The sequence below is a fragment of the Polaromonas sp. genome (assembly GCF_036676035.1).
Classification (GTDB): Bacteria; Pseudomonadota; Gammaproteobacteria; order Burkholderiales; family Burkholderiaceae_C; genus Polaromonas.
The window spans coordinates 57,149-78,229 of record NZ_JAKFDR010000097.1; the positions used below are offsets into that span (position 1 = coordinate 57,149).

Below are 21,081 nucleotides of genomic sequence, written 5' to 3' on the forward strand. Positions count from 1 at the left end.
ATCCTAATCAGAAACATATTTCTATTTTTCAAGAAACTCGATAAAATTTTTCTCAGATTGCGGCGCCCCCGCGTCTGTTGTCCGGCAACCCCAAGCGCCCGGCAATTTCGGCTCTTCACGCTTTCAACACGCTTCCAAGGAGACAACATGAAAACACGCAAGTATTCCCGTCAGGCCTTTCTCAAAACCCTGCTCGTCAGCGCCATGGTGGTCACCAGCAGCTTTGCTGCCGCCCAAACCAAGTTCGCCCTGATCAGCCATGCACCCGATTCCGACTCGTGGTGGAACACCATCAAGAACTCCGTCAAGCAGGCTGGCGAGGACTATGGCGTGCGCGTTGACTACCGCAACCCGCCCAATGGCGATCTGGCCGACATGGCACGCCTGATCGAACAGGCTGCGGCCCAAGGGTATGACGGCGTCATTGTCACGATTGCCGATTTCAACGTGCTGCAGGGCGCCATCAAGAAACTCACCGACAAGAAGATCCCTGTCATCACCATCAATTCAGGCACGACCGAACAAAGCGAAAAGCTGGGCGCCGTCATGCATGTCGGCCAGCCTGAATATGCCGCCGGCAAAGGCGCCGGCGAGCGCGCCAAGGCCGATGGTGTCAAGAGCTTCCTGTGCGTCAATCACTACGCCACCAACCCCGCTTCCTTCGAGCGTTGCCGCGGCTTTGCCGATGCCATCGGGGCGGACTTCAAGAAAAGCACCATCGACTCGGGCGACGATCCGACCGGCGTCGAAGCCAAGGTTTCCGCCTATATGCGCCAGAATCCCGGCACCAATGCCGTGCTCACCCTGGGCCCAACCTCTGCCCACCCAACGCTCAAGGCCCTGGAGAAAAACGGCCAGAAGGGCAAGCTGTGGATGGCCAGTTTCGACCTGTCGGATGAAATTTCCAAAGGCATCAAGGATGGTTCTGTGAAGTTCGGCATCGACCAGCAACCCTACCTCCAGGGCTACATACCGGTGGCCGTGCTGGCCACCATGAAAGCGAGCAACAGCACGGACCTCGCAAAGGTGGCCGCCGCTGTCAAGGCCAACAGCAAGACCATGGCCCGGTTCAACGAGTACGGACTGGCCCCGGCCTACGGTGCCCGCCACATCGGCTCCGGTCCGGGCTTCGTGACCAAGGACAACATTGGCAAGGTCGAAAAATACGCCGGTCAATACCGCTAATTTGCAAACCGCAGGCAAGGCCACCAGCGCGCTTTGCCTGCAACCAAGGTCTGACAACCAATGACTGCTACCACCATGAACCAACAAGCCACGAAACCCGCGTCCACGGCATTGGACGATGACCGGGTGCGGCAGCTAAGCCCCCTGCGCAAGCTGATGTCCCGCCCCGAGTTTGGCGCGCTCGCCGGCACCGTTCTGGTGTTTGCCATTTTTGGTCTGAGCGCCGGCGGCTCGGGCATGTTCAGCGCCGAGGGCATCATCAACTGGAGCACCGTCGCCGCCTACCTGGGCGTGCTGGCCGTAGGGGCGGCGTTGCTGATGATTGCCGGCGAATTCGACCTCTCGGTGGGGTCGATGATCGGCTTCGGCGGCATGCTGTTTGCGATCCCCGCCCTCTACTGGGGCTGGCCCATTTGGCTGTCCGCCATTTTCACCTTTGGGGTGGCCCTGTGTCTGGGCTGGCTCAACGGCTGGATTGTGGTGCGCACCGGGCTGCCTTCATTCATCGTGACACTGGCTTTTTTCTTCATCCTGCGCGGCCTGTCGCTCGCCGTATCGGTCATTTTCACGGGCAAGACCATCCTCAGCACCCATGGCGATCTGGTCTTGCGTGACATGATTGCCCACGATCCGCTGATCTCCTTCCTGTTTCATGGCTACACTTTGACCGGCTTGTTCGATGCCCTGGCCCGTGCCGGCATGTTGGCCGTTCGCGATGATGGCAGGGCACTGGCCATTGGTCTGCCCAAGGCCGTGCTGTGGTGGCTGGCGCTGACAGCCGCAGGTGCATTTGTGCTGGCCCGCACGCGTGTCGGCAACTGGATTCAGGCCATAGGCGGTGATGCCAACGCCGCCAAGAACGTGGGCATTCCGGTGGCGCGGGTCAAGATTGGCCTGTTCATGTTGATGGCGTTCTGCGCCACGGTCTTCGCCATTCTGCAAGTCGCGGACGCCGGGTCGGCGGCGGCGGACCGGGGCCTGCAAAAAGAGTTTGAGGCCATCATTGCCGCGGTCATCGGGGGTTGCCTGCTCACCGGCGGCTATGGCTCGGTCATCGGGGCCGCATTTGGCGCCCTGATTTTCGGCATGGTGCAAATCGGCATCGGCTACACCAGCATCGACAACAACTGGTACCGGGTTTTTCTCGGATTGATGCTCTTGGTTGCGGTGCTTTTCAACAATTTCATCCGCACACGATTTGCGCAGGGCAAGCGCTAAGCACCACGGAGACACAGCATGAACGACCATATTCTTCAACTCGAGGACGTCAGCAAGTTTTTTGGCTCCGTGATCGCCCTCAACGGCGTAACACTGCGCCTGCGCCGTGGCGAAGTGCATTGCCTGCTGGGCGACAACGGTGCGGGCAAATCCACGCTCATCAAAACACTGGCCGGCGTCCATGCACCGGACAAGGGCGAGTACCTGGTGGAGGGCAAGGCCGTGCGCTTCTGCTCGCCGCGTGAGGCACTCGATCTTGGCATCGCTACCGTTTATCAGGACTTGGCACTGGTGCCACTGATGAGCGTGGCCCGCAACTTTTTCATGGGCCGGGAGCCGATCAAGAAAATCTTCGGCCTGCTGCCTGTCATGGACCACGAACTGGCCGCCAGAACGGCCAGCGAAAAACTGAGAGAAATGGGCATCCGGATTCGGGACGCCGACCAGATGATAGGCACCATGTCCGGGGGTGAGCGGCAATGCCTGGCGATCGCACGCGCCATCCACTTCGGTGCCAAGGTGTTGATTCTTGACGAGCCTACAGCGGCGCTCGGGGTCAAGCAGTCCGTCAATGTGCTCAAGCTGATTTCCAAGGCACGGTCACGCGGCATTTCGGTCATTTTCATCACGCACAACGTGAACCATGCGTACCCGATTGGCGACAGCTTCACACTTCTCAACCGCGGCAAGTCCCTGGGCACCTACCTGAAGCAGGAGGTGAGTAAAGAAGAGGTACTGGACATGATGGCTGGCGGCGAAGAGATGCAAAAGCTCATGGCTGATCTCGATGGCGTAACGATTTGAGGCCACTGATGACAATATTGAAATTTCCCGCGCACCGCCGCATCGACCTGGCCTGTCTGGGGCGTCTGGCGGTTGATCTTTACGCCCAGCAGTTCGGCAGCCGGCTGGAAGATGCGCGCAGCATGGCCATGTACTTGGGGGGCAGTTCGGCCAACCTGGCTTTTGGCGTGGCGCGTCTGGGCCTCAAGAGCGCCATGATCTCGCGCGTCGGCAACGAGCAGATGGGGCGATTCCTGACGGAAACGTTGCAGCAGGAAGGTTGCGACACCAGTCAGGTGCAGGTGGACCCGGAGCGCCTCACGGCGCAGGTCTTGCTGGGCCTGAAAGACCGCGACACGTTCCCGCTGCTGTTCATGCGTGAAAACTGCGCCGACATGGCGGTGGATGCCGACCAGATTGACGAGCAATTCATTGCCCAGTGCCGGGCGCTGGCCATTACCGGCACACATTTGTCCACACCGGGCACGCGCCGGGCCTCGCAGGCGGCGCTGATGTATGCGAAACAGCACGGAGTTGTCCGTGTGCTGGACATTGACTACCGGCCGGTGCTGTGGGGCTTGACCTCGCGCGGCGCCGGCGAAAACCGCTACGTGGCGGACGCCCACGTCACGCAACAGTTGCAGGAGATGCTGCCCGCGTTCGACCTGCTGGTCGGTACCGAAGAAGAGTTTTTTATTGCGGGCGGCGTGGCCGGTGACCTCATGGCCAGCCTGCGTGCGGTGCGCGCGGTCAGTGCCGCGACCCTGGTGGTCAAACGGGGCGCTTTAGGCTGCAGCGTGATCGAGGGGGCTATTCCGACAAACATCGACGATGCGCCCACCTTCCGCGGCGAACGGGTCGAGGTGCTCAATGTGCTGGGTGCGGGTGATGCGTTCCTGTCCGGCTTGATGGCCAGCCTGCTGCAGGGCAAGGATTGGGCGGAGTCCACCCGGACGGCCAATGCCTGCGGCGCGATGGTGGTGTCGCGCCACGCCTGCTCCGCCGCCATGCCCACGCCGGCCGAGCTGGCCCACTGGTTCGGTGGCAGCCGCAACCCCAAGGTCGATGCCGACCAGCAACTGGCGCACCTGCACCGCGTGACGGCGGCGCGGCCCGACTGGCGCGAGCTGTGCGTGATGGCCTTTGACCACCGCAGCCAGTTTTTCGACCTTGCACGCGAAGCGGGCGCCAGCGAGTCGCGTATTCCCGAGCTTAAAAAATTGCTGGTCAAGACCGCCGAACAGGTCGAGCGCAGCCACCAGCTGCAAGGCCATACCGGTGTGCTGATTGATGGCGGCGACTATGGTGCCGACGCGCTGGCCAGCGCGACCGGCCGTGGCTGGTGGGTGGGGCGCCCGATCGAGCTGCCCGGCTCGCGGCCCTTGCGCTTCGATGGCACGCGCTCCATTGGCAGCGCACTGATTCACTGGCCCACGGAGCAGGTGGTGAAGTGCCTGGTGCATTACCACCCCGACGACGCGTTTGAGCTGCGCCTGGAGCAGGAGCAAAAAGTGCTGGAGCTGTGGGAGGCCACGCGCGAAAGCGGCAATGAGCTGCTGCTGGAAATCATCACGCCGAAGGCACTGACGCCAGCAGGCACCGAAGACGCGGCGGTGCTGCGCACCGTCAAACGCTTTTACAACCTGGGCGTCAAGCCCGAGTGGTGGAAGCTCGCGCCCATGCAGGCGCCGGGCTGGTCTGCCCTGGCGGCGCTGGTGGTCGAGCGGGACCCGCATTGCAGGGGAGCGGTCATTCTGGGCTTGAACCAACCCTTGCAAGTTCTGGCCGACAGCTTTACGCTGGCCACCAACCCCATCGTCAAAGGCTTCATGGTGGGACGCACGCTGTGGGCCGACGCCTCGCTGCGATGGCTCAAGGGCGAGCTGGACGATGACAGCTTTGTGAGCGAGGTCGCTCACAACTTTGCTACGCTGGTGGATGCCTGGCGCAACCGGCACAGTGCGGTGCGTGCGGCCGCTTGACCTCAACCCTCGAAACACCGTCCCATGAAAACCCAACGACTCACGATGTCGCAAGCGCTGGTTCAACATTTGGCCGCGCTGCGCGTTGAATTGAACGATGGCAGCATCCAGCCCTATTGCGCTGGTGTGTTCTCGATTTTTGGCCACGGTAATGTGGCCGGCCTGGGCGAGGCGCTTTGGGCCAGCCGCCATGAGCTGCCCATCTCCCGGGCACACAACGAGCAAGCCATGGCTCATGCAGCGATTGCCTACAGCAAGGCGCAGTTCCGCCAGCGCATCATGGCCGTGACGACCAGCATAGGACCCGGTGCCACCAACCTGGTGACGGCCGCTGCACTGGCCCATGTGAACCGCCTGCCGGTGTTGCTGCTGCCCGGAGACACCTTCAGCTCCCGCGCGCCCGACCCGGTGCTGCAACAGATTGAAGACTTCTCGCAGGGTGACTTGACGGCCAACGATGCGTTCAGGCCGGTGACCCGCTATTTCGACCGCATCACCCGCGCCGAGCAGATCCTCACGGCCTTGCCCCGGGCGATTCAGGTGATGACCGACCCGGCCGCCTGCGGCCCGGTGTGTTTGGCCTTGCCGCAAGACGTGCAGACCCACGTCTTCGACTGTCCGGAGAGCTTTTTGCAGCCCGAGGTGCTCCGTTTTCGCCGTCCTCCGGCGGACGCCCGCGAGCTGGAGCGTGCGGCGGGCCTGTTGCGCACTGCCCGGCAACCGGTCATCGTGGCCGGTGGCGGTGTGCTCTACAGCCAGGCCTGGGACGCCTTGCGTGCCTTCGCTGAAGTCCATGGCGTGCCCGTGCTTGAGTCGCAGGCGGGCAAGAGCAGCCTGCCGTGGGACCACCCGCTCAATCTGGGCGCAGTCGGCGTGACCGGCTCACCCGCTGCCAATGCGCTGGCGCGCGATGCCGATGTCGTCCTGGCCATTGGTACACGGTTGCAGGACTTCACCACCGGCTCACACAGCCTGTTTGCCAATGCCAGACTGTTGAGTCTGAACGTGCACAGCGTCGATGCCGCCAAATGGCACGGCGCGTCACTGGTGGCCGATGCCCGCGTGGGCCTGGGTCAGCTCAGCGCCGCCGTGGGCGACTGGAAGGCCGATGCCGGCTGGACGGCACGCGCCCAAACGCAAGCCGCAGGCTGGCTGGCCCGTGTCACCGAACTCACCACCGCTGTCGCCAAGGACGTGTTGCCGTATGACGCGGAAGTGATAGGCGCCGTGCGCGACTCACTCAATGACGCGGGCGGCGACAGTGGCACCCGGGATGTGGTGATTTGCGCTGCCGGAACCTTGCCGGCCGAGTTGCACAAACTCTGGCGCGCCAGCCTGCCGGGCAATTACCACGTGGAGTACGGCTACTCGTGCATGGGCTACGAGATTGCCGGTGGCCTTGGCGTCAAGATGGCCCGACCCGAGCAGGAGGTGATTGTCATGGTGGGCGATGGCTCCTACATGATGATGAACTCCGAAATCGCCACCTCGGTGCTGCTGGGTAAAAAGCTCATCATCGTGGTGCTCGACAACCGGGGCTACGGCTGCATAGAGCGGCTGCAGCTTGCTTCTGGCAGCCCCAGCTTCAACAACATGCTCGACGACTGCGTGCCCGAAGGCGGCAACGCCAGCCAGATCGACTTTGCCATGCACGCGCGCAGCATGGGCGCCGAGGCGGTGCATGTGAAGGACGTGATTGAACTCAAAGCGGCGATGGCCCGCGCCCGCGCCGCCACGCGCACGCAGGTGCTGGTGATAGACACCACCCACAGCCGCACCACCGAAGACGGCGGTTGCTGGTGGGAGGTGGCGATCCCCGAAGTCTCCACCCGCACCGAGGTGAACGATGCGCATGCGCGCTACGTCGCCGCCAAGCAAGAACAACGCCCTTGAAACCTTATCTGAAAGAGAACCTGTCATGACTTGGAACGTCCGCATCGGCATCAACCCCCTGTCGTGGATGAACGACGACCTGCCCTCGCTGGGCGGCGAAACCTTGCTGGAAACCGCGCTGAAAGAGGGCAAGGAAATCGGTTACGAAGGCTTCGAGCTGGGCAACAAATTTCCCAAGGATGGCCCGGGCCTGAAAGCCAAGCTCGACGAGTTCGGCCTGGCCTGCGTGTCGGGCTGGTACTCCGGCTTCTTGGGCAACGACACGGTGCAGGCCGAGATAGCGCGTTGTCAGGCCCACATGAGCAAGCTGCAGTACAACGGCGTGAAAGTTGTGGTGTACGGCGAATGCGCCGACACCATCCAGGGCCAGATTGACACCCCCGTGTCCAAGCGCCCGCGCTTTGCCAGTGACGCGCTGTGGCAGGCCTATGCCGAGCGCCTCAATGCCTTCGGCGAGCACCTGCTCAAGACCTACGGCATCAAGCTGGCCTACCACCACCACATGGGCGCCTATGTTGAGTCACCGGCCGATGTGGACAAGCTGATGGAACTGACCGACCCCGGCAAAGTGTTCCTGCTGTTTGACACCGGCCACGCCTACTTTGGTGGCGCGGCCGATCCGACTGCGCTGCTCAAAAAACACGTCAAGCGCGTGGTGCATGTGCACTGCAAGGATGTGCGGACCAAGGTGATCGCGCAGGCGCGCAACGACGGCTGGAGCTTTTTGAATGGCGTCATCAACGGCACCTTCACCGTGCCGGGCGACGGCGCACTTGACTACGATGCCGTGCTGTCCACGCTGAAGAACGCCGGTTACGAGGGTTGGCTGGTGGTTGAGGCCGAGCAGGACCCGGCGGTGGCCCCGAGCTACGAATATGCCAAGAAGGGTTATGACACCCTGCGCGGCATTGTTGACCGCCTGAGCGAGAAGGCTTGATATGGTCAGCCCACTGCTCGTCAAGGCCGCGCCCAGCGGGCGCGAAATCGTCAACGTCACACCCGAGCGCGCCGGCTGGACCCATGTGGGTTTTCGTGCCATTCGCCTGGCTGCGGGTGAAACCGAAACCGTGCAAACCGGCAGCCGCGAGCTGTGCCTGGTGGTGCTCACCGGCACCATCGAGGTGACGGTGGATGGCCAGACCTTCAGCCATTTGGGCACGCGCAACAGCGTGTTTGATGAGGTGTCCCCTGCCGCTGTGTACGTGCCGACAGGGAAGACCGTGTCGGTGCGCGCCGAACGTGATGCGGAGGTAGCGCTGTGCACAGCGCCCGGCGGCAATGAGGTGCGCCAGGTGCGTGTGATAGCCCCCGCCGGCATGCGCCGCAGCGTGCGCGGCCAAGGCACCAACACCCGCTACGTGTGCGACATCCTGCCGCACGACGACCCCACCGCTGCCCACCTGCTGGTGGTAGAGGTCATGACGCCCGCCAGCCACTCGTCAAGCTACCCGCCGCACAAGCACGACATCGAGCAGCCGCCGCTCGAAACCCAACTCGAAGAAACCTACTACCACCGTCTCAATCCGCCGCAGGGCTTCGCCTTTCAGCGCGTCTACACCGACGACCGCAGCCTGGACGAAGCCTGCGCCGTGGAAAACCACGACGTGGTGATGGTGCCGCGCGGCTACCACCCGGTGGTCGCGCCGCATGGCTACGACCTGTATTACCTCAACGTGATGGCCGGACCGAATCGTTTCTGGGTCTTCAAGAACGACCCGGCTCACGAATGGATGCTGGCGCCGGCCCGCAGCTGAGGCTTCTTTCCGCCATGAACTCGCGCAGGGGGCCTGCGCTTTCTCAGCTCAGCACCACGCTGCTCAGGCGGCGCCGGTAGGTCGCCACCGTCGGGTCATCGGGCGGAATCTGGCCGTCGGCCACCTTCACTTTGGGGGGCTCGATGATTTCCAGAATGCCGACATAGGTCTTGCGCGCCAGCTCGTCGTTCCAGCTGCGGTCGCGCATCAGGATTTCGAGCAGCTCGTCCATGGCCGTCGTCCATTGCTGGCCGGCCATGTGCAGCTGGGCCAGGCCGTAGCGGGCTTCAAAATCGCGCTTGTTGGCCAAAATTCTTGCATCAAATCCGGCTTTCACCCCTGATGGATCAGCGTGAGAAGCTATTAAATCAATAGCGGAAAGCCAGTACTGCAGGGCGCCAAAGCGGCGGTCCTGCGCGGCTTTGCTGGCCACCGGTGCAAACGCGGTTTTGGCCTCGGCCGTCTGGCCGCGCTGCAGCAGCAGCTTCACATAGTCAAAGCGCGCATTGTCATTGGCCGGGTCGGTTGCCACCGCGTGCTGCAGCTTTTCCAGAACGGCTTCGGGGCTGGTGTCGGCCTCGGCGGCGGGTAGCTCCTCTTGCGGTGCCTCAAGTTCTTCGGCCGGTGGCAGGTGCTTGTCGAGAAACGCCTTGACCTGGCCTTCGGGCAGGGCGCCGGCAAAGCCGTCCACCGGCTGGCCGTTCATCATCAGGATGCAGGTCGGGATGCTGCGGATGCCGAAGGCCGCGCCCAGCTGCTGCTCCTGGTCTGAATCAATCTTGACCAGCTTGAAGCGCCCGGCGTACTCGATTTCCACCTTTTCCAGAATCGGCCCGAGCGACTTGCAGGGCCCGCACCAGGGCGCCCAGAAGTCGATCAGCACGGGGGTGGTCATGGAAGCGGCAACGACTTCCTGTTCAAAGTTGGCAATGGTGACGTCGATCATGGTACTGAGGAGATAAGGGTCGGAAAAGGGTTTTCAACAAGTGGCAGGGCAGCGCCGGCTTCGCAGTCGCTTGGCCTTTCAGCCGCATTGGCGTTTTGCGGCGGCGGCATCACGTATCAGCTGCACGCGCGCTGGCGTGCTTGGATGGGAAGATAGCACGCTTGCGGCACCTGCCTTCTGCTTGCCGGCAATGGTTTCCAGCAGCCGGGCCAGCGGCTCGGCGCTCTGGCCTGCCCGCGCGAGGGTTTGCAGTGCAAAACAGTCGGCCTCGGTCTCGTGGCTGCGAGAGAACGAGAGCGTGGCCAGCAGCACCGGGGCGGTGGCCAGCACGGACGTGATATCGCCGGTGATCACCGCCACGGTGGCGCCCAGCAGCGAGCCTTCAACGGCCATGCGGGTGGCGTGCCGGCCCTTCACGTGCCCCAGCTCGTGCGCCAGCACGCCCATGAGGGCGGCCGGCTCGGCCAGCGCCACCAGCTCATCGGTCATCACCAGGGTGCCGCCGGGCAGGGCCAAGGCGTTGGCGCCACCCCGGCCCAAGCGGGTGGAGCGAAACTCCAGCCTGTAGCGTGGCGCCGAGCCATCGGGCCAGGCTTTTTTAACCAGGGCATCAAATTCGCTGCCGATCTGCGCGCGCCGCTCTGCGCTCAGCTTGGAGGGCCTGAGCCAGGCCTGGTCCAGTGTCTGCAGCGCCCGCGCCGCCAGTTCGGTGTCCCAGCGCTCGGGTATGAAGTGGGTGATGGCGCGGGCGCCCAGGGGCACGCCATAGAGCCACAGCCCGAGCGTGAGTACCGTGCACACGGCCGCGCCGGCCAGCAGTGCGCGCCAGCTGCCCGCCATGACATGCGCCAGCGCGTGCAGCCCCTGCCGCCGGTAGCCGGCGGCCCTGAGTGCGCTGGCCAGGCCTTGCGGGTCGTCGGTCTGCGCCTGGCTGCCGTCTGAAAACCGGATCACGGCCACGCGGGTGTCGCCCGCATCGGGCCACTCGATTTGCGAGGCAGAAAACTCGCGCAGGGCCAGGCCCCGCGTGGCGTGCGGGCCTGACGCCCCCGGCTGCCCCGGTAGCGCATGCAGGCGCAGGGCCACGCCGCGCTTGCCCCGGGTCGGCAACAGGCTGAGCAGGCAGGCAATGGGCTGGCTGCTGCGGCCATCAAAAAAGCGGGCACGGATCAGCGGGCTGTCTGGCATGGCATTCGCGGCAAGGGGTGCGCTTCAGGCCAGGTCAAAACCGGCGAGATCGGCCGCCGCGTCGCCGAGCGCACTGCTTTTCTGCTGGGCCAGCCGGCTGGCCAGTGCATTCACGTCGCCGCGGGTGTAGAGGCGCACCGAGTCAACCTTCATGCGGTACTCGCTGAGGGCGGCAAACGGTCGGTACAGCCCCAGCGTCAGCAGCGTCAGAAAGATGTTTTTGGTCCGCAGCAGCACAAAGCTGCGGGTCTTCAGCTTGCATTTGCTGCGCGCCATGCCGGACAGGCCGGCGTGATTCCAGACCGTGCGAAACACCAGCGCCTGCCAGACGGACAGCGTGATGTAGACCGGGATAAGCAGCATCGGGATGGCGAGGATAAGGCCCAGCGCAACCATCATGGCCTTGCTGGCCATGCCGGCGCTGCGCATCAGGCCGCCAAGCCCGGCCGTGGCGCCAAACACCAGCCCGACCACGGCCAGGCAGGCCAGCATGGCCACGCCCAGGCAAACCAGCCCGACCTTCAGGAAATCACTGAAATCTGCCTTGAAACCGCCCATCTGGCCACCCAGCGAGGTGCGCGTCATCTGCAGCCGCAGGAAATTGAAGCGCAGCCGTATCAGTACGACGCCGCCCAGCAGCATGACCGCCAGGCCCACGCCCAGCGCCGTTGTCCACGCAAAATTGCCCCGGCCCCGGGCACCGGGGGGCGCGGACTCCGGCAGCAGGAACAGGAGGAAGGGAAGGAGCGCAACGCCCAGCAGCGGCCAGGCGGCGGTGTAGGCTTCGCGGGTGCTGGCATGAAACTCAAACCGCAGCCCGCGCCAGGTGGTGCTGCCCAGGCGAAAGCGCATCGCGCTGCGCCACAGCCAGGGCACCACCGCCGCTATCAGCAGCGTGATCACGTTGACGGCCGTGTTCAGCCCCTGCGACGACATGATGTTGATCAGTGCATACACCAGCACCACCAGCAAAAAGCTTTTGGCCATGCTGCTGCCCGAGGCGACGAAGTCCAGAGGGTCCTGGCCCAGCTGCGTGTTGCGGTAGAAATACTGGATGCGGCGCCGGCGCGCCCAGGGGGTGTAAATGCCCAGCGTGACGATGATCAGCAGCAGGTTGGCCAGCCAGAGCCGAAAGTAGGCGCCGCCCTTGCCGGTGAAGCGGACGCGGTGTTTCTCAATGCCCCGAATCCTGTAACCCGATGCAGACTGGCTTGCAGCCGGTGAAAGTGATGACGTGTCCAAAAAACCTCCCTGTGCACCCAGATAAGCGTGATGACGTGGCCCGCCTGAAGTGTACGTGGGAGAGCGCTGCATGGGCAGCCCGTAAAATCGCTATTGCTATTGGCAGGTAATCATGGGCGGCACAGCGGGCCCGGAAGGCAAACGATGACAACGACAGATCAGAAAACTCCCCTCGTGGGCGTGGTGATGGGCTCCAGCAGCGACTGGACCACCATGCAGCATGCCGTGCAAATCCTGCAGCAGTTTGGCGTGGCGCATGAGGCGCGCGTGGTCTCGGCCCACCGCATGCCCGACGAGCTGTTTGCCTATGCCGAGCAAGCCGCCGGGCGTGGCCTGCAGGCCATCATTGCCGGCGCCGGCGGTGCGGCGCACCTGCCGGGCATGCTGGCCGCCAAAACCGCCGTGCCCATCCTGGGCGTGCCGGTGGCCAGCAACCATTTGCAGGGGGTCGACTCGCTGCACAGCATTGTGCAAATGCCCAAGGGCGTGCCGGTGGCCACCTTTGCAATTGGCAACGCCGGCGCCGCCAACGCCGCGCTGTTTGCCGTGGCCATGCTGGCGACGCACGACAAAACGCTGGCCGACAAGCTGCAGGCCTTCCGCGCGGAGCAAACCGCCGCCGCCCGCGCCATGACGCTGCCGCCCACATGAGCCCCACTCCGATTTCGCCAATTTCGCCGACTTTGCCGGTCTCTCCGATTTTCCCCGGCACGGTTTCGGCCTCGGGCCAGCCTGCCACGCTGGGCGTGATGGGCGGCGGCCAGCTGGGCCGCATGTTCGTGCATGCCGCGCAGCGGCTGGGCTACTTCACTGCCGTGCTCGATCCGGACCCGCACAGCCCGGCCGGCTATGTGAGCCACCACTTCATTCAAACCGCCTACGACGATGCCACCGGGCTGGCGCAGCTGGCCGCGCAGTGCGACGCCATCACCACCGAGTTTGAAAACGTGCCCGCCCAGGCCCTGACCGCGCTGGCCGCAACGCGCCCGGTGGCGCCGGGCGCCGCCGCCGTGGGGATTGCCCAGGACCGCATTGCTGAAAAAGCCCACTTTGTGGCTTGCGCCAGCGCCTCGGGCGTGAGCTGTGCGCCCTATGCCGTGATTGACAGCGCCGCCGCCGTGCAGGCGGTGCCCGATGCGCTGCTGCCCGGCATTTTGAAAACCGCGCGCCTGGGCTACGACGGCAAGGGCCAGGTGCGCATCAAGACCCGTGACGAACTGCTGGCCGCCTGGACCGAACTCAAGCAAGTGCCCTGCGTGCTGGAGCAGCTGCTGCCGCTCAAGGCCGAGTGCTCGGTGATCGTCGCGCGCGGCTGGGCCGGCGAGGTGGTCAGCTTTGCGCCGCAGCGCAATGTGCATGTCGACGGCATCCTGGCGGTGACCCACGCTTATGAAGGAAATATGCCTTCATCCCTAGCCAAACGTGCGCGAGCAGCTACTGAATCGATAGCAAGCCAGATCGGCTACGTGGGCGTGCTGTGCGTCGAGTTTTTCGTCATCGACGATGGCAGCGAGCACGGCGCCCTGGTCGTCAACGAGATGGCGCCGCGCCCGCACAACAGCGGCCACTACACGCTGGACGCCTGCGATGCCTCGCAGTTTGACCTGCAGGTGCACGCCCTGGCCGGCCTGCCGCTGCCCGCGCCGCGCCAGCATTCGCCGGCCATCATGCTCAACCTGCTGGGTGACCTGTGGTTTGGGGCCGACGGCCAGCAGCACACCCCCAACTGGCAGGCCGTGCTGGCCCTGCCCGGCGCGCATTTGCACCTGTACGGCAAGCTGCACGCGCGGGCCGGCCGCAAGATGGGCCACCTCAACATCACCGGGACCGATGTGGCCGGCGTGCAGGCCACGGCGCGCCAGGCGGCCACCATTCTGGGCTTGCAGGGGCTGGAAGGTCATTGATGATCCGCTCCGGCCATGACGCGGCAGCGATTCTGGAGGCCGCCCGCCGCATCCAGGCGGGCGAGCTGGTCGGCTTTCCGACCGAGACGGTGTACGGCCTGGGGGCCGACGCCTCCAGCGACCGCGCCGTGGCCGGCATTTTTGCCGCCAAGGGCCGGCCGGCGGACCACCCCCTGATTGTTCACGTCGCCAGCGCCAGCCAAGTGCCGGACTACGCCAGCAGCGTGCCCCCTTTTGCGGCCCGCCTGATGCAGGCCTTCTGGCCCGGCCCGCTGACCCTGATTCTGCCGCGCAAGGGCGGCGTGGCCGGCGCCGCCGCCGGCGGGCAAGACTCCATTGGCCTGCGCTGCCCCGCGCACCCGGTGGCGCAAGCGCTGCTCAAGGCCTGCGCCACCGGCGTGGCCGCCCCCAGCGCCAACCGCTTTGGCCGCGTCAGCCCGACCACGGCGCAGCATGTGCGGCAGGAGTTCGGCGACACCTTGCTGGTGCTCGATGGCGGGCCGTGCGCGGTCGGCATCGAATCCACCATCGTCGACTGCACGCGCGGCCGCCCGGTGCTGCTGCGCCCCGGCGTGCTGACCCGCGCCCAGCTGCAGGCCGCCTGCGGCGAGCCGGTGCTGGGCAAAGACGAGTTCGCGGCCCTGGCGCAGGCCGGCAGCGCCGCCCCGACGCCCCGCGCCTCCGGCACGCTGCAGGCCCACTACGCGCCCGACGCCAAGGTGCGGCTGATGGACGCCGGCGCGCTGCAAACCGCGCTTGATTTGCTGGGCGCGGACGCCACCCACATCGCCGTCTATGCCCGCGCCATCGTGCGCATCAAGTCAAGCCAGGTGCTGTACCGGCGCATGCCGGACGACGCCACCGCCACCGCGCAGCAGCTGTTTGCCGTGCTGCGCGACTTCGATGCCCAGGGCGTCAAGCTGATCTGGATAGAAACCCCGCCCGACACCCCCGAGTGGGAAGGCGTGCGGGACCGGCTGGCGCGGGCTGCGGCGGCTTGAGGGGGCGGGTTTGCGGGGTTGGGTGTCGTTGTTGACGCGTTCAGCGTTGGTGCAATCGGGAAATACTGATAAAAACCAATAATTTACAACAGAGAGCGGAGGTGACCGGTATGAATTGTCAGCCATGTTATGCCGCAGGTTTGCGGTCTAAATCACGTAGGTTGCATCAATGACCGCAGCCCTTGCGACGTCTATCGTTGGCCTGATCGGTGGCCTTCTTGTGGCAGCGTTCACGTATTGGTCGACGAAACGTCGAGAGCGCGATGCCGAGTGGCGCAAAGAGAAACTCAGCTACTACAAAGTCTTTGTCGAGAGCTTGAGCGGAGTCATCGAGGGAGACGACACCCCTGAAGGGCACAAGCTTTACGCAAAGGCAACCAACAACTTGCTTCTCTTTGCCCCTCAGTCGGTCATTGAGGCTCTCAACGCCTTTCGTTCCGAGAACGCCATTTCCAATACGAGCAAGTCTCCGGCGAGGCATGATGAGTTGTTGGCACAACTGCTGCTCGCAATCAGGAGCGACATCGGTGTTCAACCAATGGACAATTCGGCAACATTCAAGCCCATCCTCTGGGCTTCAGGTGCTCGCCAGAGTGCAACCTAACCTCTCATCCTGAGCGCAGCGAAGGATCTCGGTATGCTGGCAAGATTCTTCGCGTTGCTCAGAATGACAGCATGGGGGGCGCCGCCTTCGTTGCGGACTGCTGAGTAAACCCCTTCCATACCAAGATAAAGGGCTGCGTGGGATAGGCTTCGACAAGCTCAGCCCGAACGGGAGGAGTTTTGCGGCGTGTCCTTAGCGATGAATCCGCGTGGACAACACCACCGAGGTGTTGGTGCGCTCCACGCCGTCGAGCAGGCCTATGCTGTCGATCAGCGCGTCCAGCCGGTCTATGGAGCCGGCCTGCACGATGGCGATCATGTCGAAGGTGCCGCTGACCGACAGCAGCATGCGCACCTCGGGGATCTTGCGCAGGGCCGCCTCGACCGGGCCCGACAGCTTGGGGCCGACGGTCAGCATCACATGGGCCTGCACCAGCGAGCTCTCGTAGGCGTCGCCGGTGCGTGCGCCATAACCCACGATCACCTTGTCGCGCTCTAGCCGCGTGATGCGGGCCTGCACGGCCGTGCGTGACAGCCCGACCTTGCGCGCCAGCAGCGCCATGGGGCAGCGTGCGTTTTCCCGCAGCTCGTTGAGCAGGGTGCGGTCTATGGCGTCCAGGTTCATGCGAAATGTAGGGTTTTATATGTCTATTTAACTAAATTATGACTCCGATTTGCACATATTAGAACTGTGAACCGACATCTCTCCTGCCCATAATGAATTAAGCGCACACAAACACAGCAAGGCGCCCACAGGTGCAACAAGGAGTCGGTTATGAACAAAATCATGGTGGTCGGGGCGGGCAAGATCGGGTCAACCATTGCGGCCATGCTGGGCGGCACGGGCGACTACGAGGTCACGCTGGTGGATGCGGCGGCGGCTGCGCTTGCGAGGGTGAAGAAGGGGCCGCGGGTGCTCACGCGCCAGCTGGACGTGCGCGAGCCGGGCGCCTTGCGTGCGGCACTCCAGGGCCAGTTCGCCGTGCTCAGTGCGGCGCCGTTTCACCTCACCACGCAAATTGCCGAGGCCGCGGTGGCGGCCGGTGTGCATTATCTGGACCTGACCGAGGACGTAGCCAGCACGCGGCGCGTCAGGGAGTTGGCCGAAACGGCGCATTCGGCCCTGATCCCGCAATGCGGCCTGGCGCCGGGCTTTGTCTCCATCGTGGCGGCCGACCTGTGCCGCCGCTTTGACACGCTGCACAGCGTGCGCATGCGGGTCGGCGCGCTGCCGCAGTTTCCGTCGAATGCGCTCAATTACAACCTGACCTGGAGCACCGACGGTGTGATCAACGAGTACTGTGAGCCCTGCGAGGCCATCGTCGAGGGGGTGTTGCGCCAGGTGCCGCCGCTGGCCGAGCACGAGGAGTTCTCGCTCGACGGCGTGACCTACGAGGCTTTCAACACCTCGGGCGGGCTGGGCACCCTGTGCGAGACGCTGCAGGGCAAGGTGCTCAATCTCAACTACAAGACCATTCGCTACCCGGGCCATGCCGCCATCATGAAGGCGCTGCTCAATGACCTGCGTCTGCGCGACCGCCGGCATGTGCTCAAGGACATCCTTGAGAACGCATTGCCGACGACGCTGCAGGACGTGGTGATCGTGTTCGTGACGGTCAGCGGCCAGCGCGAAGGCCGGCTGATGCAGGAGACCTATGCGCACAAGGTCTACAGCCGCCCGGTCGATGGCGTGCTGCGCAGCGCGATCCAGATCACCACCACCGCGGGCATCTGCGCCGCGCTGGACCTGCTGGCGGCGGGCCGGCTACCCGCGCGCGGCCTCGTCAGGCAGGAAGACATTGCACTGGCGGATTTTCTGGCCAACCGCTTTGGCATGGTCTACGCTGAACATCCGGCGGAGCGCGCTGCGGCGTGAGCAGGCCCTAAATCGGCAAAGTGCCCGCGTCGGGCGGGATGCACCCGATCTCAGGCCCCGCTCAGATGCGGGTGGCGCGAAAACAGCTCGGCCGCCCAGTCCACGAAGGCGCGCACCTTGGCGCTCAGGTGCCGGTTGGGCGGGTACACCACGTAAACGGGCAGCGGCGGGCGCGTCCAGTCGGCCAGTATCTGCACCAGCTCGCCGCTGGCCAGGTAGGGCGCGGCCGTGAAGGTCACGGTCTGGGAGAGGCCCAGGCCGGCAAGGACCGCGGTGATATGGGCGTTGCTTTCGTTGACGGACAGCTTGTAGCGCCCCGCCAGTTCGATGGTTTCGCCGTCCTTCACAAACTCATGCGGAAACAGGCGCCCGGTGCGGGCCGAGAAATAGTTTACCGAGGTGTGGCCGTTTTCCAGGTCGTTCGGGTGCTGCGGCACGCCGTGGCGCTTCAGGTAGTCGGGCGAGGCCACGGTCACGAACTGCAGGTTGCCGATGCGCCGTGCCACCAGGGATTGTTCGACCAGTTCGCCGCCGCGAATGACGCAGTCCACGTTGTCGGTGATCAGGTCCACCGGCCGGTCGCTCACGCCCAGGTCGAGCTGGATGTCGGGGTAGCGCTCATAAAACGTGGACAGCGCCGGGATGATGAGCAGCCGCGCCACCGAAGAGCCCACGTCGATGCGCAGCCGGCCGCTGGGTTTGGCCTGGGCATTCGTCATGCTCGCTTCGATGTCGTCCAGGTCGTTGAGCAGCCGGGTCGTGCGCTCGTAATAGGCGGCGCCGTCGGGGGTGACCGTCACGCGGCGTGTGGTGCGGTTGAGCAGCTTGACGCGCAGCCGCGCCTCCAGGTGCTGGATCTGCTTGGTCACCGTGCCTTTGGGCAGGTTCAGCGAGTCCGCCGCCTTGGTGAAAGTGCCGGCTTCCACCACACGGGCAAAGGCCCGCATGGACAAAATCTGATCCATCTGCTCTCCTTTTTTTCTCTCTTTGATAAGAAGGGATTCGCTGCCTTAAATGGGGACCACGCCCGCGTGCCGTGTTGCCGGTGGACTGATTGTGCTGTCTGCCATTCGATTAGCTCCTCATGTGGACGCCGTCCATTTTCTATGCTATTGTATTGTGGACGATGTACACAATATGAAAAGCCTTTTGAATTTCAGAGATATCAGCAAACCCGTCGGAATCACCCGGTTCGGCTTCAAATTGCACAGGCATTGTTTCTTGTCTGGAAACAGAGAACTGGTAGCCACCTGATTTATCCGCAAGACCAGTAGGCCTATATTCGTTACACAGCCCATTAATTCAAGGCCAAATGCCTGAACCATGAAAACCATGCCGCCCCGTTCTTCATCTCGACCCGCCGACCCGGCCCAGACCCTGGTGGAAACCGACACCACCATCATCCTGGCCGACGGCGCGAGCGTGAACGTGCGCATTTACGGCCAGCGCCGCGCAGGCGGGGCGCCGTTGGTGGTGCACTTTCATGGTGGCGCTTTTGTGGCCGGCGATCTGGACAGCGGTGCCTGCATGGCCCGTCTGCTGGCGGCGGCCGATGCGGTGGTGGTCTCGGTGGCCTACCCGCTGGCGCCGGCCCACCCTTTCCCGCAGGCGGTGGAAACCGGTTATGCCGCGCTGGAATGGGTGTACAAGCACCGCGCCAAATTGGCCGGTCCCGGCGCCCGTGTGTTCCTGGCCGGCGAGGAAGCCGGCGGCAATCTGGCGGCCGCCACGGCGCTGGTGGCGCGCGATCGTGCCTACCCGCCGCTGGCCGGCCAGATCCTGGTGGCGCCCATGCTGGATCCCTGCGTGGGGACGGCCTCGCTGCGCGAAGCCATGGGCTCCGTCACCTGCTGCAAATGGGTCGAGGGCTGGCAACAGTACCTGCGCAGCCCGATGGACGCCGAGCACCCCTATGCCGTGCCCGGCCGCACGCGGCGCCTGGCAAACCTGCCGCCCACGCTGGTGCTGACCGGCGAGGACGATCCCATGCATGACGAAGCGCTGGTCTATGCCAAGCGCCTGCAGGGCGCCGGCATTGCCGTGACCTCGGGCGTGCTGCCAGTTACCGGCTGGCCCGACTCGCTGTGCGAGACCGTGAGCGCCAAATGCGCTTGCGCGGCCACGGTGCAACAGCATTTCCGCGCGTTCTTCAACGCGGCGGCCGCCCCGCCACCTTCATAAACAAACCCCCGCCAACAGGCTTTCCATCATCCCGCCAACCCGGTGTACCTCATCGGGAAGGACCAACTCACCCCCAAAAAGGACAAAACCATGAACAACAACTCCCTTTTCTCCCCGCGCCGCCGGCTCTGGGCCGCGGCGGCGGCAGTGGCTGCACTGACGGCCGTGACCGCGGCCATCTTTGGCCTGCCAAGTACCAAGGCGCAAGCCAGCGCGGGTAGCAATGAGCCGCCTGCCACGCCCGTGTCCGTCGCCACGGTCGTGCAGAGCGATGTGGCGGCCTGGGACGAGTTTTCCGGCCGGCTGGAAGCGGTGGAGCGGGTGGACATCCGCTCGCGCGTGGCTGGCACCATTCAGGCCGTTCATTTCCGGGAAGGCGCGCTCGTCAAAAAGGGCGAACTGCTGCTCACCATAGATCCTGCGCCTTATGCCGCTGACGTGGAGCGCGCCGATGCGCAGGTTGCAGCCGCGCAGGCCAGGGTCGCGCAGGCCAAAGGTGAGCATGACCGCTCGCAACGCCTGTGGAGCGAGCAGGCCATCTCAAAGCGCGAGTTTGACGAACGTACCAACGGCAAGGGTGAGGCCGACGCCAACCTGCGCGCAGCGCAGGCCGCCCTGCAGACGGCCCAACTGAGCCTGGGCTACACCCAGGTCCGCGCGCCCGTCGCCGGGCGCGTCGGCAAGCTGGAGGTGACGGTGGGCAACCTGGTCGCGGCCGGCCCGGGCGCGCCAGTGTTGACCACGCTCGTTTCAGTCAGCCCCATTTATGCAAGCTTTGACGCCGACGAGCAGGTGGTGGCCAAGGCGCTGAAAGGTGTCGGCGCTGCCGGAGCGCGCAACCTGGACCGCATTCCCGTGCAGATGGGCACCGCGGCCAGCACCGACACGCCGTTCGAAGGCCGGCTGCAACTGGTCGACAACCAGGTCGATGCGAAGAGCGGAACGGTGCGCGCACGCGCCGTGTTCGACAACAAGGACGGGCAGTTGATGCCCGGCCAGTTTGCACGCATCCGCATGGGGCAGGCCACCAAGGGCACCGCGCTGCTGATCAACGAACGCGCCGTGGGCACGGACCAAAACAAGAAGTTTGTGCTGGTGGTGGGGGCTGACAACAAGGCGGTGTACCGCGAGGTCACGCTGGGCGCTTCCGTCAACGGCTTGCGTGTGGTGAAGGGGGGCCTTGCGGCCAACGAGCGCATCGTCGTCAATGGCTTGCAGCGCATCCGCCCGGGCGCACTGGTAGCGCCGCAGCCGGTCGAAATGTCCGCGAAGGCGGAACTCTCCAAGTCTGAGAAGCCGGTCCAGGTCGCGGCCAAGTCCTGATT

At 64.5% G+C, this 21,081-nt stretch carries 19 protein-coding genes; 14 read left to right on the top strand and 5 right to left on the bottom strand.

The features are described from left to right. Window positions 1-147 precede the first annotated feature (147 nt). From V6M61_RS14035 to iolB, 7 genes are all read left to right on the top strand, one after another. Window positions 148-1,185 carry a sugar ABC transporter substrate-binding protein gene (locus tag V6M61_RS14035; protein ID WP_442957782.1) on the top strand — a complete coding sequence of 346 codons (1,038 nt, stop codon included), beginning with the start codon at window positions 148-150 and terminating at the stop codon, window positions 1,183-1,185. Between the two features lie 75 nt (window positions 1,186-1,260). After that, the gene (locus V6M61_RS14040; protein ID WP_332777195.1) at window positions 1,261-2,403 is read left to right on the top strand and encodes an ABC transporter permease; all 1,143 of its coding nucleotides are present in this window, start codon (window positions 1,261-1,263) and stop codon (window positions 2,401-2,403) included. An 18-nt stretch (window positions 2,404-2,421) separates the two neighbouring features. After that, the gene (locus V6M61_RS14045) at window positions 2,422-3,207 is read left to right on the top strand and encodes an ATP-binding cassette domain-containing protein (protein WP_332777196.1); all 786 of its coding nucleotides are present in this window, start codon (window positions 2,422-2,424) and stop codon (window positions 3,205-3,207) included. Window positions 3,208-3,215: 8 nt separating this feature from the next. Beyond that, entirely contained in the window at window positions 3,216-5,168 is a 1,953-nt protein-coding gene (locus V6M61_RS14050; protein WP_332777197.1) for a bifunctional 5-dehydro-2-deoxygluconokinase/5-dehydro-2-deoxyphosphogluconate aldolase, read from the top strand. Between the two features lie 24 nt (window positions 5,169-5,192). Next, window positions 5,193-7,061, top strand: coding sequence for a 3D-(3,5/4)-trihydroxycyclohexane-1,2-dione acylhydrolase (decyclizing) (gene iolD, locus V6M61_RS14055; RefSeq protein WP_332777198.1), 1,869 nt, complete (start codon window positions 5,193-5,195; stop codon window positions 7,059-7,061). Between the two features lie 25 nt (window positions 7,062-7,086). Continuing rightward, entirely contained in the window at window positions 7,087-7,998 is a 912-nt protein-coding gene (gene iolE / locus V6M61_RS14060; protein ID WP_332777199.1) for a myo-inosose-2 dehydratase, read from the top strand. Between the two features lies 1 nt (window position 7,999). Continuing rightward, window positions 8,000-8,815, top strand: a complete 816-nt coding sequence (gene iolB, locus V6M61_RS14065; RefSeq protein ID WP_332777200.1) for a 5-deoxy-glucuronate isomerase — start codon at window positions 8,000-8,002, stop codon at window positions 8,813-8,815. Between the two features lie 43 nt (window positions 8,816-8,858). Here iolB and trxA read toward each other — a convergent pair whose 3' ends face one another. The 3 genes from trxA to V6M61_RS14080 form a co-directional block, all read right to left on the bottom strand. Further along, window positions 8,859-9,761 (bottom strand): thioredoxin, encoded by a 903-nt coding sequence (trxA, locus tag V6M61_RS14070; protein WP_332777201.1) that lies wholly within the window; start codon window positions 9,759-9,761, stop codon window positions 8,859-8,861. Between the two features lie 78 nt (window positions 9,762-9,839). Then, a complete protein-coding gene (locus tag V6M61_RS14075) occupies window positions 9,840-10,949 on the bottom strand; it encodes a M48 family metallopeptidase (RefSeq protein ID WP_332777202.1) in 1,110 nt (369 codons plus the stop codon). A gap of 24 nt (window positions 10,950-10,973) precedes the next feature. Next, the gene (locus V6M61_RS14080; RefSeq protein ID WP_332777203.1) at window positions 10,974-12,191 is read right to left on the bottom strand and encodes a YjgN family protein; all 1,218 of its coding nucleotides are present in this window, start codon (window positions 12,189-12,191) and stop codon (window positions 10,974-10,976) included. 144 nt (window positions 12,192-12,335) lie between these two features. Between V6M61_RS14080 and purE the strand changes: the two genes are divergently transcribed. The 4 genes from purE to V6M61_RS14100 all read left to right on the top strand — a co-directional run bounded on the left by purE (window position 12,336) and on the right by V6M61_RS14100 (window position 15,700). After that, entirely contained in the window at window positions 12,336-12,842 is a 507-nt protein-coding gene (purE, locus tag V6M61_RS14085; protein ID WP_332777204.1) for a 5-(carboxyamino)imidazole ribonucleotide mutase, read from the top strand. After that, entirely contained in the window at window positions 12,839-14,095 is a 1,257-nt protein-coding gene (locus V6M61_RS14090; protein WP_332777205.1) for a 5-(carboxyamino)imidazole ribonucleotide synthase, read from the top strand. The genes purE and V6M61_RS14090 overlap by 4 nt, the downstream gene beginning before the upstream one ends. Further along, window positions 14,095-15,096: an L-threonylcarbamoyladenylate synthase gene (locus V6M61_RS14095; RefSeq protein ID WP_332777206.1), complete on the top strand. Its 1,002-nt coding sequence runs from the start codon at window positions 14,095-14,097 to the stop codon at window positions 15,094-15,096. Before V6M61_RS14090 ends, V6M61_RS14095 begins: the two co-directional genes overlap by 1 nt. 169 nt (window positions 15,097-15,265) lie before the next feature. After that, complete coding sequence (locus tag V6M61_RS14100; RefSeq protein ID WP_332777207.1) at window positions 15,266-15,700, top strand: hypothetical protein; 435 nt, start codon at window positions 15,266-15,268, stop codon at window positions 15,698-15,700. A 192-nt stretch (window positions 15,701-15,892) separates the two neighbouring features. Here V6M61_RS14100 and V6M61_RS14105 read toward each other — a convergent pair whose 3' ends face one another. Continuing rightward, on the bottom strand, window positions 15,893-16,324 hold the full coding sequence (locus V6M61_RS14105) for an Lrp/AsnC family transcriptional regulator (protein ID WP_332777208.1): 432 nt from the start codon (window positions 16,322-16,324) through the stop codon (window positions 15,893-15,895). A gap of 150 nt (window positions 16,325-16,474) precedes the next feature. On the opposite strand from V6M61_RS14105, the gene V6M61_RS14110 reads away from it, so the two are divergent. Beyond that, complete coding sequence (locus V6M61_RS14110; RefSeq protein ID WP_332777209.1) at window positions 16,475-17,575, top strand: saccharopine dehydrogenase family protein; 1,101 nt, start codon at window positions 16,475-16,477, stop codon at window positions 17,573-17,575. Between the two features lie 50 nt (window positions 17,576-17,625). On the opposite strand, the gene V6M61_RS14115 is transcribed toward V6M61_RS14110, so the two are convergent. Next, complete coding sequence (locus V6M61_RS14115) at window positions 17,626-18,540, bottom strand: LysR family transcriptional regulator (protein ID WP_332777210.1); 915 nt, start codon at window positions 18,538-18,540, stop codon at window positions 17,626-17,628. 367 nt (window positions 18,541-18,907) lie between these two features. On the opposite strand from V6M61_RS14115, the gene V6M61_RS14120 reads away from it, so the two are divergent. Further along, window positions 18,908-19,756 (top strand): alpha/beta hydrolase, encoded by an 849-nt coding sequence (locus V6M61_RS14120; RefSeq protein ID WP_332777243.1) that lies wholly within the window; start codon window positions 18,908-18,910, stop codon window positions 19,754-19,756. 90 nt (window positions 19,757-19,846) lie between these two features. Then, the gene (locus V6M61_RS14125) at window positions 19,847-21,079 is read left to right on the top strand and encodes an efflux RND transporter periplasmic adaptor subunit (protein ID WP_332777211.1); all 1,233 of its coding nucleotides are present in this window, start codon (window positions 19,847-19,849) and stop codon (window positions 21,077-21,079) included. Window positions 21,080-21,081 lie beyond the last annotated feature (2 nt).